Here is a 14,172-nt window from a genome sequence, read left to right as displayed (position 1 = left end):
TGATGGCCGAGGACACTGTGAACAACCCCGGTACCACTGGGCTCATCCTCTCGGGTGGCGGCGCGCGAGCGGCCTATCAGGTGGGCGTGCTGTCGGCGATTGCCGATCTGCTACCCGAGTCCTCAGACAACCCGTTCCCGGTGATCGTCGGCACCTCGGCGGGCTCGATCAATGCCGTCAGCCTGGCATGCGGCGCCCTGCATTTTCGCGAGGCAGTGGGGCGGCTGAGCTCCGTGTGGCGCAGTTTTCATACCGATCAGGTGTACCGCAGTGACTGGCCGGGTGTGTTGCACCAGGCCAGCCGTTTTCTCGGCCGCAGCGTGCTGGGTATCGGCAAGCAAGTGCCGGTTGCGCTGCTCGACAGTTCGCCGCTGGCCAAGCTGCTTGAGCGCGAGCTGGATTTTTCCGGTATCGCCGCGGCTATGCGACATCGGCAACTGCGCGCGATAGCGGTGACAGCATTCGGCTACGAGTCGGCCGAGGCGGTGACCTTCTATCAGGGACATGCTGCGATCGACCCATGGCTGCGCCATCGTCGGGTGGGTGTGCCGACCCGCCTGGCAATACCCCATCTGCTGGCCAGCACGGCCATCCCGCTGATCTTCGAGCCGGTGAAAATCAACCGTGAGTATTTTGGCGATGGCGCGGTACGCCAGACCGCACCGATCAGCCCCGCCCTGCACCTGGGCGCAACGCGTGTGCTGGTGGTCGGGGTCAGTGGCAACCCGGTGGGAGCTCAGGCCAAAACAGCGCCGATACCCAGGCCTGCCGGCACCATGCCAAGCCTGGCGCAGATCTCAGGGCACATGCTCAACAGCACGTTCATCGACAACGTCGAGACTGATATCGAGCTGCTGGAGCGCCTCAACCTACTGGGACGACTGGTGCCTATCGAACAGCGCAAGCGCGCCTATGGCCTGACGCCCGTCGAGGTGCTGGTAATTTCTCCCAGCCAACCGCTGGACAAGATCGCCGCTCGCCATCGGCGAGAGATGCCCGCGGCTCTGAGGCTATTCCTGCGTGGTTCGGGCGGCACGCGCGAAGGCGGCGGCGGGCTGTTGAGTTACTTGTTGTTCGAGCCCGGCTACTGCAGCGAGCTGATTGAACTGGGTTACCGGGATGCCATGGGCAAGAAATCCGAGCTCAAGGCCTTTCTAAAGCTCGATGTTTAGCGCACTTCCTAGCCCGCTGCTTCGCTAAGCACTCGCAGTTCTATTAACGACGAGTGGTGGCGCTACCTAATTTGACAAAATCCAGGCTATTTCATAGTTTTACATACACGCAAACGTTTGCGTATCCAAAATAATGACAATAACCGTGGAGTTTTCCCATGTTCGGTCTCTGTCCTGCCCGTCTCTGCGCCGCCATTGCTCTCGGTGCCGCCGCCCTAGTCAGTCTCTCCAGTGCTCAAGCTGCCGAAGGTGAAATGCCTCAGGTGGCACTGGTCATGAAATCCCTCGCCAATGAGTTCTTCCGCACCATGGAAGACGGCGCCAAGGCCTATCAGAAAGAGAACCCGGACCAGTTCACCCTGATCGCCAACGGCATCAAGGACGAGACCGATACTTCTGCGCAGATCCGCATCGTCGAGCAGATGATCGTCGCCAAGGTCGATGCGCTGGTCATCGCGCCAGCCGACTCCAAAGCCCTGGTGTCCGTGATCAAGAAGGCCAGCGATGCCGGGATCAAGGTCGTCAATATCGATAACCGTCTCGATCCGGACGTGGTGAAAAGCAAGGGCCTGAATGTGCCCTTCGTCGGCCCGGACAATCGCAAAGGCGCGCGTCTGGTCGGTGAATATCTGGCCAAGAACAAGCTGAAAGCGGGCGATGAGGTCGGCATTATCGAAGGTGTGTCGACCACTACCAATGCTCAGCAACGCACCGCAGGCTTCAAGGATGCGATGGAAGCCGCCGGCATGAAGGTCGTCAGCGTGCAGTCGGGCAACTGGGAAATCGATCGCGGCAACGCCGTGGCCTCCGCCATGCTGAACGAGTACCCGAACCTCAAGGCGTTGCTGGCTGGTAACGACAGCATGGCGCTCGGCGCGGTATCGGCGGTGCGCGCGGCCGGCAAGCAAGGCCAGGTACAGGTGGTCGGCTATGACAACATCAACGCCATCAAGCCCATGCTCGAGGACGGTCGTGTACTCGCCACCGCCGATCAGTTCGCCGCGCAGCAAGCCGTGTTCGGTATCGAAGCGGCGCTCAAGCTGGTCAAGGGCGAATCCACCGATGCCAAAGACGGCGTCATCGAAACCCCTGTCGAACTCGTGACCAAGCCGTGAGCCAAGCGGTAGCCGGTGGCGAGACCGTTCTCGCCGCCAGCAGCATCGGCAAGACCTATGCTCAGCCGGTGCTAGGCGGAATCGACCTGCAATTGCGCGCCGGCGAGGTGCTGGCACTGACCGGTGAGAACGGCGCCGGAAAGAGCACGCTGTCGAAGATCCTCTGCGGGCTGGAGCAGCCCACCACCGGCTCGCTGAGCTTTCTCGGCCAACCCTATGCCCCGGCGAGCCGTCGCGAAGCCGAGCGTCTTGGCGTACGCATGGTGCTGCAGGAGCTCAACCTGCTGCCGACACTGACCGTGGCGGAAAACCTGTTTCTCGACAATCTGCCCAGCCGTGGCGGCTGGATCGCCCGTGGTCGTTTGCGTGAGATGGCGCGCCAGGCCATGGCGCAGGTCGGGCTGGAGTCGGTGGATCCGGATACGCCGGTCGCGGCCCTGGGAGTCGGTCATCAGCAGATGGTCGAAATCGCCCGCAATCTGATCGGCGATTGCCGTGTGCTGGTGCTCGACGAGCCCACGGCCATGCTGACCGCCCGCGAGGTGGACCTGCTGTTCGCGCAGATCCAGCGGCTGCGCGAAGCCGGCGTCGCCATTATGTACATCTCTCATCGCCTGGAAGAACTGGCAAAAGTGGCGCAGCGCGTCGCCGTGCTGCGTGACGGTCAACTGGTGGCGGTGGAAGCCATCGACCGCTACAGCAGCGACGAGCTCGTCACCCTGATGGTCGGCCGCGATGTCGGCGAAGCCATCGACCTGGGCGAACGCCCGATCGGCGCGCCCTTGTTGCAAGTCGATAATCTCACCCGCCGCGGCAAGGTGGAGGATGTGTCGCTCACTGTGCGCGCCGGGGAAATCTACGGCATCTCCGGGCTGATCGGCGCGGGTCGCACCGAGTTGCTTCGCCTGATCTATGGTGCCGATCGCGCCGACAGCGGGCAGGTCTCGCTCGGTAACCCGCCCGTGCCGGTCCAGGTGCGCTCCCCCGCCGAAGCTGTACGCCACGGCATCGCGCTGATCACCGAAGACCGCAAGGGCGAAGGCCTGCTGCTGAGCCAGCCCATCGCCGCCAACCTGGCACTGGGCAACATGCCGGCCGTCTCACGCAACGGGCTGATGCGGCCAGCCGCGGAACGGGCCCTTGCCCAGCGGCAGATAGATTCCATGCGTATTCGCTGCAACGGCCCCCATCAGGCCGTGGTCGAGCTGTCCGGCGGTAATCAGCAGAAGGTCGTCATTGGCCGCTGGCTGGAGCGCGATTGCCGCGTGCTGCTGTTCGACGAGCCCACCCGTGGCATCGACGTCGGCGCCAAGTTTGAGATTTACCGCCTGCTCGGCGACCTGGCGCGCCAGGGCAAAGCGCTGGTGGTGGTGTCCAGCGACCTGCGCGAACTGATGCTGATCTGCGACCGTATCGGCGTGTTGTCCGCCGGCCGCCTCATTGAAACCTTTGACCGCGACGACTGGAGTCAGGACCGTCTGCTGGCTGCCGCATTCGCAGGCTACCGCAGCCGCGAAGCCATGCTCGGCGATGTCGCGCCCCCGTTACAGGAGCTTTCCCAATGACCGCTTCGTCCGCCACGCCTGCCGCCAAGCGCAGCGGCACGCACCAGGGCCTGGGCACTTACCTGGGCCTCGCTGGCGCGCTGTTGGCGATGATCGTGCTGTTCTCGTCCTTGAGCAGTCACTTCCTGTCCTACGCCACCTTCACCACCCTGGCCAACCAGATCCCCGATCTGATGGTGCTGTCGGTGGGCATGACCCTGATCCTGATCATTGGCGGCATCGACCTGTCGGTGGGTTCGGTACTTGCTCTGGCGGCGGCTGTGGTCAGCGTGGCGATGCTTGGCTTTGGCTGGGGCATCGTGCCGTCGGCGCTGCTCGGCATGGCCTGCGCCGCATTGGCCGGCACCGTGACCGGCACTATCACTGTCGCTTGGGGCATCCCCTCCTTCATCGTCTCCCTCGGTGTGTTGGAGATGGCGCGCGGCCTCGCCTACCAGCTTACCGACTCACGCACCGCCTACATCGGCGACGCCTATGCCTGGCTGTCGACGCCATTCGCGGCGGGTATTTCCCCCGCGTTCATCATCGCGCTGCTGGTGATCGTCGCGGCGCACCTGCTGCTGACCCGCAGCGTGTTCGGCCGCTACCTGGTGGCCATCGGCACCAACGAAGAGGCCGTGCGCCTGGCGGGCATCAACCCTAAGCCGTACAAGGTCTCAGTGTTCGCGCTGATGGGCCTGCTTGCTGGCCTGGCCGCACTCTTCCAGATCTCCCGCCTGGAAGCGGCCGATCCGAATGCCGGCTCCGGCCTGGAGCTGCAGGTGATCGCTGCCGTGGTGATCGGCGGCACCAGCCTGATGGGCGGGCGCGGTTCGGTGATCAGCACCTTTTTCGGCGTGTTGATCATTTCCGTACTGGCGGCCGGGCTGGCGCAGATTGGCGCCACTGAACCGACCAAACGCATCATCACCGGTGCGGTGATCGTGGTGGCGGTGATCCTCGATACCTACCGCAGCCATCGCGCCAAGCGCAGGGGCTGAAGGTTCATGGCCACCATCAAGGACGTCGCCGCGCGCGCCGGCATTTCCTACACCACCGTTTCCCACGTGGTGAACGGCACACGGCCGGTAAGCGACCCGGTGCGGGAAAAGGTCGAAGCCGCCATATCCGAGCTGGGCTATGTGCCCAGCGGCGTGGCGCGCTCGTTACGCGCACGCGCAACCGGCACCCTTGGGTTGCTCGTGCCGAACGCCAGCAACCCCTATTTCGCCGAACTGGCACGGGGCATCGAGGACCATGCCGAGCGCAACGGCTACAGCGTGATCCTGTGCAACTCCGATGACGATATCGACAAGCAGCTACGCTACCTGCGGGTGCTGGTGGAGCGTCGTATCGACGGTCTGATCGTCGCCACCGTGGCCAGCGACACGGCGTTCGCTCAGGCGCTCGCCGGTTTGAAAGTGCCGCTGATGCTGGTCGACCGCTCCCTCGATGGCGTCACGGCTGACCGCGTGCAGGTCGACCATGAACGCGGCGGCTTTCTCGCCACGCAGCACCTGCTCGAGCTGGGCCATCGCCGTATCGCCTGCATCGGGGGGCCGGCCAGCACGCAAGTCGTGCAGCTACGTGCGGCGGGGTATCGCCGCGCCCTGGCAGGCGCCCGCGTGGAACCGCTTCCCGTAGTGGACTGCGCCTTCACCAGCCCCGCGGGATATTCCGCTGCCCTGGCCCTGCTTGCGGGTAAAGCGCCGCCGACCGCGATCTTCGCCGGCAACGACATGATCGCCTTGGGTGTGCTGCGTGCCGCGGCGGAACGAGGCGTTCGCGTGCCGGAGCAGCTATCGGTGGTGGGTTTCGACGATATCGAAGTCAGCCGCTACCTGTATCCGGCCCTGACCACGGTCGGCCAATCCATCGGCCAGCTTGGTGAAACGGCGGCCGCGCGCCTGCTCGCGCGCATCCGCGAGCCCGAGCTGAGCGCCGCACATCAACTCGTCGAACCCACCCTGGTGCTGCGTGAATCCAGCGCGGCACCAGCGGCTTGAACGGCGCCACCGGTTGAAGAGCCATGAGCCGTCTGCGTATCGCCGCGAAAGAGGAACAACAGCAATGCAAGCAAAGGTAGTTGTGGTGGGCAGCCTGAACATGGACCTGATCGTTCGGACCCCTCGCCTTCCCGTCGGTGGCGAAACCCTCGCCGGCCACGGTTTCGCCACGGCGCCCGGCGGCAAGGGCGCCAACCAGGCTGTCGCCGCCGCGCGCCTGGGCGCCGATGTCGCGATGATCGGTTGTGTTGGCGATGACGCCTACGGCGCTGATCTGCGCGCGGGCTTGATGGCCGAAGGCATCGATTGCAGCGCGGTCATGAGTGCGCCCGGCGTCCCCACCGGCATTGCCACGATTCTGGTGGACGATGCCGGCCAGAACGCCATCATCATCGCCGCGGGCGGTAACGGGGAATTGACGCCGGAGCGTCTGGCCGCTCACGATGCATTGCTGCAGGCAGCCGATATCGTCATCGCGCAGCTGGAAGTGCCGCTGCCGACCGTCGAGACCACGCTGTACCGGGCCCATGAACTGGGCCGCACGGTCATCCTCAACCCGGCGCCGGCCACCGGCCCCCTGCCCGCTCACTGGTACGGCCTGGTGGATTACCTGATCCCCAATGAAAGCGAGGCCGCGTTGCTCACGGAAATTAAGGTCGACTCGCCGCAAAGCGCGCTGCTCGCAGCACACAAGCTGTTGAGGCGTGGCGCAAGACGCGTACTGATCACCCTTGGCAGTCAAGGCGTGCTCTACGCCGATGCCACACGTCATCTTCATCTGCCCGTCGACCCGGTTGTGGCAATCGACACCACCGCGGCCGGCGATACCTTCGTCGGTGGCTTCGCCGCGGCCCTGGCGGCCGGACAGCCACTGGAAGCGGCCATCGGCCTCGGTCAGCGAGCGGCTGCGCTGGCCGTCACCCGTCCGGGTGCGCAACCCTCCATCCCCTACCGCCATGAGCTGCCCACATGAAGAAGACACCCCTGCTCAACGCCGCCCTCTCCGCCGCCATCGCCCGACTCGGGCATGGCGACATCATCGTCATCGGCGACGCAGGCATGCCGGTTCCGCCCGGCACACCCTGCATCGACCTGGCGCTGACCGCCGGCGTGCCGGATTTCGCCACCACCTTGCAGGTCGTGCTCAGCGAAATGCAGGTGCAGGGTCATCTACTGGCCCGCGAAACCCTGGAGGTCGCGCCTTCGGGGCTCGGCGCCATCGAGGCGCTGTACGCCGCCGGCGAACTGGGCGAGCGCCAGCTGGTCAGCCATGACGAACTCAAGGCCGCATGCGCCAAGGCTCGTGTGCAGATACGCACCGGAGAATGCCGGCCCTACAGCAATATCGGCCTAATCGCAGGCGTGACGTTCTGAAGATCTATCGGTGCCACGTCAGAATCGCCCAACGCTCACACCCCATCTGGTCGGGCTTTGATAAAAGACGTGTGCCGGGCAAAACAAGTCGGCCGCTTCAAGCGGTGGTGTGCCCGGCTAGTTACACGAGCCTGGCCCCCTACTCCCCGGCGGCGACCGCAATCCAGCCACGAAATGAAAACGCGGCATAAAACAGCGCGACATCACTGAACCCCGTCTCACGGAGCAGTGCTTCATCCTCCTCCGGCGCGAGCAACGGCAGCCGCTCGTTCATCGCCTTACCCGTAGCTTCCGCTTTTGCCCAATCGATGCCGCTGTGGTCGCCGAAAGCGACCGAGCGTGTCATCCAGCGCTCAGGGTCTGGATCGGGCGCCGAGTGATGAGCGATCACAAGGTGCGCGCCCACTTTCAGGCGACGACGGATTTCCCGCAGCGTGTGCAACCGCTCGCTTCGGTCGAGGAAATGCAGCGTGAGAAGGCAAGTGGCGCCATCGAAAGGGCCAGCCGGTGCCTGATCAACAGTGCCCTCCAAGAGCTCGACGCGATGCGCAAACGGCAGGACGGCCTGGCGCGCAAGGTCCAGCATGGCAGACGCTGGATCGACGCCTGTGAAGCGCCAGCCGGGCCGAGCCTCGGCCATGGCCTTCGTTTCCAACCCGCCGCCCGCCCCGATAACGAGAATGTGCGTCTCGTTTGGCGCGTGCTCGGATAACAGCAAGGTCGTCATGCGATGGAGATCGGTCAGTCCAGGCACCTTACGCGGCGTGTCCTGCGCATAGGTCGCGACTGCAGCCTTATTTGCAAAGGGCGATCGGTTGTCCTGGCTCATGGCCGTTTACCGAAACTTAACTTCGAGCATATCTGGTCATGCATAGTGCTTCCTTGAGCGTATAACGGCTTGTTGGCTAACGTGCTGAGGCTGCCCAGTTCGCGGCGTATAATTCAAGACTGCCTTATTTTTAGTATCTTTTGAAGTTACTTTAACAGACGTTTTAGCAAATATCGCTCTGGTCGGTGCCGCCGCGCACAGGAGCAGGCAGACACTGACCGCATGGAAAGATCGGAAAACGGAACAGGTGCGCTCGTGAAGCGAGCCATTGCCAGAAATAGCCCTGCCCCCTTTCCGTTTCGCTTGTCAGCTTCCAGGGCGTCGCGCCCATCCCTGACGTATTTTGAGCACTTACCAGCTTCGCCTCTGCGGTAAATAGACAGTACTCTGCGATACCCCTATACATAAGTCGGATTAACAAAAGTGTTCCGTAACAAACAAACGACTAGCAGCTTTCTCTTTCATTACCCTCCTTGGTCCCCAAATAACGCAGCGTGAGGCGCAGCATGTCGAAGTGCTGTATGCCATCCTCAAAAAGAGGCTCGGGATAGTGTTTGATAAAAAAATCGTGGTCAACGCGTGTCACCCGGAAGCCGTGCCGCTGATAGAACGCGAGCTGATAGCCAAACGTGCCGGTGCCCACCTCTAGCTGCCGCGCGCCGCGTGCGCGGTAGAACTCGATGACCCATTTCAAGAGCGCTGCGCCATGACCCGCCCGCTGATGGTCGGGGTGAATGGCGATGCTCATCAACTCGTACGTCTCGTTGATAAGCGGCTGCACGACGCAGGCCCCAACCACGCATTCGCCCGCCAGCACAACGAAGCACTTCGACAGTGAAAGATAAGAACGTATTTTGTCTTCAGAGGGGTCTGCCAACAGCAACAACTGCATGGGAGCCTTTGATGCCGGGATTTCTTTAATCAGTAGCGACATACTGCTATCAGCCGTCTAACCATGCCGTTATGTGTGTACTGCGGTTTGGTGAGTGAACATCAACGCTCCTGCGATAAATGAGAAAGGGGGACAGATCTATTTAGCGCACAGAAAGATGTGCGAAATAAATAAATCTGCCCCTTTTCTTATCAAAGGGCGGGCTTTAGCCCGTCCCAGTGAGCGAAGCGAACGGTTTGAACCCTAGTTAGATTAAACATTGCCGCCATCGTTAATTTTAAGCGCTTTTGCGATAGCTTCTCTGAGCGCTGTTATTTCTTCGATGTGTTGTTTTGGCGATACTGGGCTTTGGTTAAATTTTGCTAGCTTTAAGTGCTCGCCCCTACGTCCACTTAGGTGCAAAGACCTACTTGCGTAACTTTCGACTTGTGTATAAATTCTTGAAAGAATTGAAAGATCGATATCCTGCTGACGCCGAAACGCGTACGCTTTTCGGTAAACATATCTTAAAGTTTTTCGTCGTGCGTCTACCAAGGCTGCTACTGGCCTCGCCAACATAAAATCGTTAAAGATTAATACCACAGCGACTGCAACTGCGGCTCCAGCTAATTTCAATATAACTGTAAATAATGCTGCTGAATAAAATGCTTGCAGCAGCCACTGCCGGGAATCTACAGGGAACTCGATGATTTCTTCAGCCATGCGAATTAACTAACGTTTGGTTAAGGGGCAGGCTTTAGCCCGTCCCAGTGAGCGAAGCGAACGATTTGAACCATTTGTTAGGCGGTTGATGAAGAGATTTTTATTCATAGGCCTCTTCGGTCGTACCAAATGCATATTCATGGAATTGAGGGCCGTTAGGCTCAATAACAAATGATGGCTGTTCAGCATCGTCTGTGAAAGCGACAAATGGCCTGTAACTGCCACCCTTGTACTCGATCTCGCCTTGGTCAAAGAGCATTGATAAGTCGAAGCTAAATTCACCGCAGATTGATTTGGCGATTTCGTTGGGTACGTTGTGCTTCTTTAGCGTGTCTCGCAATATGGCGATCCACTGTCTTTGGAAATCACCACAAAGAGATTCAAGTTTCTCGTACGCTGCGTCGTCCATGTACTTTTCCTTTGTGTGCCTAACGTTTGGTTAAGGGGCTGCGGAACGCAGTCCCGAACGAGCGAAGCGAGTGACTTGAACCAGTTGTTAGGCGCACCTAGGTTCCCTCGCGTGCGTCAGACCATAGATTGTAAAAATCAAAATCTACAGCCAAGTGAAATTGTGCGAGACCGTAAACAATATCTTGCTCAAATGTGAGGCCAGGGTATCCGTCATGGAAAAATCCAACGAGTTGCATGCAGCCTGAATGCTCTTTAGATACCGCTGAGAATGCGGCTGCGTTGCTTTGTAGCTGAGAGAGTACGTCATGGATATGTGCCTCGATAGGCTCTGACTCAGCAAGCCTTGACCTCAGAGACCAGTGGCTAAATTTACGCTCGAACTTACGAATAGGGTGAACATCACCCTTGCGCCATGCCTCACTTGGCTGAGTGCTCACAGCGGTCGTGATCTCGTCAGGATCAAATTGACCATGTAGTGAGAAATATGCGTACTGTCGGTTGGGTTCTGACATGGTGTGCCTAACATTTGGTTAAGGGGCGAGCTTTAGCCCGCCCCAGTGAACGAAGTGATCGGCTTGAACCGGTTGTTAGGCCAGGTTGTCATTATGAACCATAGGGTTCCGTATGGCCTTTATCGTCTTGAAGTGCCGGATCGCTACTCGAAAAAGCAAACGGACAACGCTCCCTGTTGAATAAACTAAAATAGCGGCTCCGATGACTACCGAGCCAGAAATTATTCCTTCTTCAACATGATTTAGCTCGTTATTCAGATATGCGAATAAAACAGCCCATAATGTAAACCAGATAACCAGCCAAGCGGCGATGAATATCTTCCTCCACGGTGCTAGGAGTGGATACGCCACTAATACAAGCGCTATGAACCAAGCTATGCCGCTCTCCATCTATTTCCGCCTAACTATAATTAGACACCAGTTGGTGTATAAGACGCCGGACGGGCGTGCTGTATAATATCCCACCATCGCCAGGCTGAGCTGCTCTAACACAAGTGCTGCGGCGTTATCGGCGCCCGTTCGGCGTGTTATCTCCCATTCAGCTCACCAGTTGATTGCACGAGATTCTGCGTACATCAGAGTTGCGAAACACCGCAAGCGTTGCTCCTGCGGTGCGGGCGTTTGCACCTGACCGCGAAGGATTACGGAGCAACCTTCAGCATGATCTTGCCGATGTGCTTGCTGCTTTCCATCAGCCGGTGCGCTTCGGCGGCTTGTTCGAGGGGGAAGGTGGCGTGGATCACGGGGTGGCAATGGCCTTGGTCCAGTAGCGGCCAGACCTTGTCGTGCAGCGCTTTGGCGATGGCTGCCTTTTCTTCACGGCTGCGTGGGCGCAGGGTCGAGCCGGTGAAGGTGAGGCGTTTACGCATGATCGGCGAAGTGTCGAGTTCGACGCGGCTGCCTTTGAGAAAGGCGATTTGCACCAGGCGGCCTTCCACGGCGAGGGATTTGATATTGCGAGGAATGTAGTCGCCGCCGACCATGTCGAGGATGACGTTGACGCCGTCGCCATCGGTGGCCTGCTTCAGCACGTCGACGAAATCTTCTTCGTGGTAGTTGATCACCCGATCCGCGCCGGCGCGGCGGCAGGCGCCGGCCTTTTCGCTGCTGCCGACGGTGGTGTAAACGGTGGCACCGAACTGTTTGGCCAGTTGAATTGCTGTCAGGCCGATGCCGCTGGAGCCACCATGCACCAGGAAGGATTCACCGGGCTGCAGGGCACCGCGCTCGAACACGTTGCTCCAGACGGTGAAGTAGGTTTCCGGTAGCGCGGCCGCTTCCAGCAGTGACAGCCCGGCGGGCACCGGCAGGCAATGTTCGGCCGGGGCTACGCAATATTCAGCGTAACCACCTCCCGGTGTCAGCGCGCAGACCTGATCGCCCAGTTTCCAGCCGTTCACTTCGTTGCCGAGCGCGACGATTTCCCCTGAGACTTCCAGGCCGAGCAGGGGCGACGCATCCGGCGGAGGCGGGTAGCTGCCGGAGCGCTGGAATACGTCCGGCCGGTTGATCCCGGCGTAAGCCACCCGTATCAGCACATCGTGCGGGCCAGGCTCGGGGACCGCTCCTTCGGCCAGCCTCAGGCATTCGGCGTCGCCGCCTGGACGATGCTCTACATGACGCATGGTTTGTTCACTCATGGATTGCCATTCCTTTCAAAGACCAGATAGCGCATTCGCCTTAACGAAGGCAGCTCGTCGGACACGGTAGTGCCCAGCAGCCACAGCGCCAACCCCCAGGTGGGGTCGGCGTGGCCTCAGGGGTTTCGGTGAGATGACGGCCGGCCTGCGCGGATGCGGTCAAGATAACGGCAGACCGGCGTCTACTTCGATGGGTGATTTCATTCCTCCGTCCGTTTCGGCATCGGGATGGCGACGCTGCTTTCCACGCTGCCGGCCAACGGGTCGCCTTCCTTGTAGAAGGGTTCGATCTCGTCACGGGCCCGCATCCAGTATTCGACATCCTGTCCCTCGGGGCGGCCAGCGGCCTCCCAGAGCTGATAGGCCCGTTCGCGTATGCGTTGCTCGTCGCTCATGTCTGTCACCTCTCTGATTGAACCGGCTCCAGCCGGATATGCAGGGCCGTCTTGGACGGAGCTCCTGTTCAGGAGAGGCGGCCGGTTCGAGGTTGGTTCCAGCTTTTCCTGTCGTGGCCGACGAATCGACCTGCGCTGGCAGCTAACGAGAATGGAAGCTGCTTGCCGCTGGTGAAAGCAGACGAGCCGCAAGACCTAGGCCACCTCGATGGGTATATTTCAGCCTTGGCTCTCAGGATGGCCTTGTTCGATGAGCACGACCCGCACCGACCGCGACTGGCTTGCCCGCGCCACTCCATCGATGAAGATGGAGCGCATCGAGGCCTATTTTCGCGGGCACGGCTATACGCCCCATCGACACGACACCTACGCCATCGGCCATACACTTGCGGGCGTGCAGAGCTTCCATTATCGGCAGTCGAAACGGCATAGCCTGCCGGGCGGCACCATCGTGCTGCATCCAGACGAGATCCACGATGGCGAGGCGGGCACCCGGGCCGGATTCCATTACCGAATGCTGTACATCGAGCCGTCGTTGATCCAGAAGGTGCTGGGAGGCGAGCCGTTGCCTTTCATCGCTGGCGGGCTGTCACGGGATCCTCGGCTGTTTTCAGCCACCCGACGCTTGCTGTACAGCCTGGACAACGCCCTAGATCCACTGGAAGAAGATGATGCGATCTATGACCTGGCCCAGGCACTCAGGCTCGCCGCCGGCACGCATCGCGGCCGTCGTGCGATCGATTATCCCGCGGCGGAGCGGGCACGCACGTTCATCCATGACGCCCTGGAGAAGGCCATCACGCTGGATGATCTGGAGCGGGCAAGCGGTCGCGATCGCTGGAGCCTGTCGCGGGACTTCCGTGCGCTGTATGGCACCAGCCCGTATCGCTACGTCACCCAGCGGCGCCTGGCAGCGGTGCGCACTCGGCTGCTGGCCGGCCAATCGCTGAGCGACGCGGCGCTGACCAGCGGGTTTTTCGATCAAAGCCACATGACCCGTCTGTACACCCAAACCTTCGGCATCTCGCCTGCACGCTGGCTGAAGATGCTTGCGAGCCGGTAGCGGCCGCAGACGGAACTTGCACGATCATGCAAGACGGGCGTCGGAGGCAACACTAACGTAGTCGCCTACTCCGCAACGAGAGCGAGCCACGCCATGACATCCCAAGCGACACCCACCCGCTATACCTCCATCAATTTCGCCGAAAAATACGCGCTGTTCCACGAGCAGTGGGCGCCGAAAGTCGTGGCCGAGATGAACGACTACCAGTTCAAAATCGTCCGGCTCGAAGGCGAGTTCGTCTGGCACAGCCACGCCGACACCGATGAGACCTTCATCGTGTTGGAGGGCGAACTGGTCATTCATTTTCGCGACGGTGAGGTAACCGTGGCGGCGGGCGAGATGTATGTGGTGAAGAAGGGCGTGGAGCACAAACCCAGCGCCGCGCGGGAGACCAAGCTGTTGCTGATCGAGCCGCGGGACGTATTGAACACCGGCGATGAAATCAACGAGCGGACCGCCGTGAACGACGTCTGGATCTGATCACTTTGCACCGGCCGCGACGCGAAGCATTTGCGCC

Annotated in this window: 16 protein-coding genes; 9 read left to right on the top strand and 7 right to left on the bottom strand. The window is 60.7% G+C overall.

The genetic code is table 11. The annotated features are described in order from the left end of the window. The first annotated feature begins 2 nt into the window (after nucleotides 1-2). The 7 genes from UF78_RS00255 to rbsD all read left to right on the top strand — a co-directional run bounded on the left by UF78_RS00255 (nucleotide 3) and on the right by rbsD (nucleotide 7,211). A complete protein-coding gene (locus UF78_RS00255) occupies nucleotides 3-1,172 on the top strand; it encodes a patatin-like phospholipase family protein (RefSeq protein ID WP_045160008.1) in 1,170 nt (389 codons plus the stop codon). 158 nt (nucleotides 1,173-1,330) lie between these two features. Continuing rightward, complete coding sequence (locus UF78_RS00250; RefSeq protein WP_045160006.1) at nucleotides 1,331-2,287, top strand: sugar ABC transporter substrate-binding protein; 957 nt, start codon at nucleotides 1,331-1,333, stop codon at nucleotides 2,285-2,287. After that, nucleotides 2,284-3,852 (top strand): sugar ABC transporter ATP-binding protein, encoded by a 1,569-nt coding sequence (locus tag UF78_RS00245; protein ID WP_045160005.1) that lies wholly within the window; start codon nucleotides 2,284-2,286, stop codon nucleotides 3,850-3,852. The genes UF78_RS00250 and UF78_RS00245 overlap by 4 nt, the downstream gene beginning before the upstream one ends. Continuing rightward, nucleotides 3,849-4,832 (top strand): ABC transporter permease, encoded by a 984-nt coding sequence (locus tag UF78_RS00240; protein ID WP_045160004.1) that lies wholly within the window; start codon nucleotides 3,849-3,851, stop codon nucleotides 4,830-4,832. The genes UF78_RS00245 and UF78_RS00240 overlap by 4 nt, the downstream gene beginning before the upstream one ends. Before the next feature lie 6 nt (nucleotides 4,833-4,838). Then, a complete protein-coding gene (locus UF78_RS00235; protein ID WP_045160003.1) occupies nucleotides 4,839-5,837 on the top strand; it encodes a LacI family DNA-binding transcriptional regulator in 999 nt (332 codons plus the stop codon). A gap of 64 nt (nucleotides 5,838-5,901) precedes the next feature. Then, nucleotides 5,902-6,810 (top strand): ribokinase, encoded by a 909-nt coding sequence (rbsK, locus tag UF78_RS00230; RefSeq protein ID WP_045160002.1) that lies wholly within the window; start codon nucleotides 5,902-5,904, stop codon nucleotides 6,808-6,810. Further along, on the top strand, nucleotides 6,807-7,211 hold the full coding sequence (gene rbsD / locus UF78_RS00225) for a D-ribose pyranase (RefSeq protein WP_045160001.1): 405 nt from the start codon (nucleotides 6,807-6,809) through the stop codon (nucleotides 7,209-7,211). Before rbsK ends, rbsD begins: the two co-directional genes overlap by 4 nt. A 139-nt stretch (nucleotides 7,212-7,350) precedes the next feature. Here the strand turns inward: rbsD and UF78_RS00220 are convergent, their stop codons facing one another. From UF78_RS00220 to UF78_RS00195, 7 genes are all read right to left on the bottom strand, one after another. Then, nucleotides 7,351-8,040, bottom strand: a complete 690-nt coding sequence (locus UF78_RS00220; RefSeq protein ID WP_045160000.1) for a class I SAM-dependent methyltransferase — start codon at nucleotides 8,038-8,040, stop codon at nucleotides 7,351-7,353. 445 nt (nucleotides 8,041-8,485) lie between these two features. Beyond that, nucleotides 8,486-8,974 carry a GNAT family N-acetyltransferase gene (locus tag UF78_RS00215; protein WP_230623556.1) on the bottom strand — a complete coding sequence of 163 codons (489 nt, stop codon included), beginning with the start codon at nucleotides 8,972-8,974 and terminating at the stop codon, nucleotides 8,486-8,488. A gap of 210 nt (nucleotides 8,975-9,184) precedes the next feature. Continuing rightward, nucleotides 9,185-9,634 carry a hypothetical protein gene (locus UF78_RS22780; protein ID WP_155397576.1) on the bottom strand — a complete coding sequence of 150 codons (450 nt, stop codon included), beginning with the start codon at nucleotides 9,632-9,634 and terminating at the stop codon, nucleotides 9,185-9,187. Between the two features lie 100 nt (nucleotides 9,635-9,734). After that, nucleotides 9,735-10,043, bottom strand: coding sequence for a hypothetical protein (locus UF78_RS00210; protein ID WP_045159998.1), 309 nt, complete (start codon nucleotides 10,041-10,043; stop codon nucleotides 9,735-9,737). A 97-nt stretch (nucleotides 10,044-10,140) separates the two neighbouring features. After that, nucleotides 10,141-10,557: a DUF4279 domain-containing protein gene (locus UF78_RS23255; RefSeq protein ID WP_080890523.1), complete on the bottom strand. Its 417-nt coding sequence runs from the start codon at nucleotides 10,555-10,557 to the stop codon at nucleotides 10,141-10,143. Nucleotides 10,558-11,198: 641 nt separating this feature from the next. Further along, a complete protein-coding gene (locus tag UF78_RS00200) occupies nucleotides 11,199-12,197 on the bottom strand; it encodes an NAD(P)H-quinone oxidoreductase (RefSeq protein WP_045159996.1) in 999 nt (332 codons plus the stop codon). A gap of 200 nt (nucleotides 12,198-12,397) precedes the next feature. Next, the gene (locus tag UF78_RS00195; protein ID WP_045159995.1) at nucleotides 12,398-12,592 is read right to left on the bottom strand and encodes a DUF2934 domain-containing protein; all 195 of its coding nucleotides are present in this window, start codon (nucleotides 12,590-12,592) and stop codon (nucleotides 12,398-12,400) included. A gap of 250 nt (nucleotides 12,593-12,842) precedes the next feature. Here UF78_RS00195 and UF78_RS00190 point away from each other — a divergent pair, with 250 nt between their 5' ends. Next, nucleotides 12,843-13,655, top strand: a complete 813-nt coding sequence (locus UF78_RS00190) for an AraC family transcriptional regulator (RefSeq protein WP_045159994.1) — start codon at nucleotides 12,843-12,845, stop codon at nucleotides 13,653-13,655. Nucleotides 13,656-13,748: 93 nt separating this feature from the next. Next, nucleotides 13,749-14,135: a cupin domain-containing protein gene (locus tag UF78_RS00185; protein WP_045159992.1), complete on the top strand. Its 387-nt coding sequence runs from the start codon at nucleotides 13,749-13,751 to the stop codon at nucleotides 14,133-14,135. The last annotated feature ends 37 nt before the right edge of the window (nucleotides 14,136-14,172 follow it).

It is taken from the genome of Stutzerimonas stutzeri, assembly GCF_000952685.1.
GTDB lineage: Bacteria > Pseudomonadota > Gammaproteobacteria > Pseudomonadales > Pseudomonadaceae > Stutzerimonas > Stutzerimonas stutzeri_E.
Note: the sequence above shows the minus strand (reverse complement) of the source record. Positions and strands in the feature narration are given on the sequence as shown.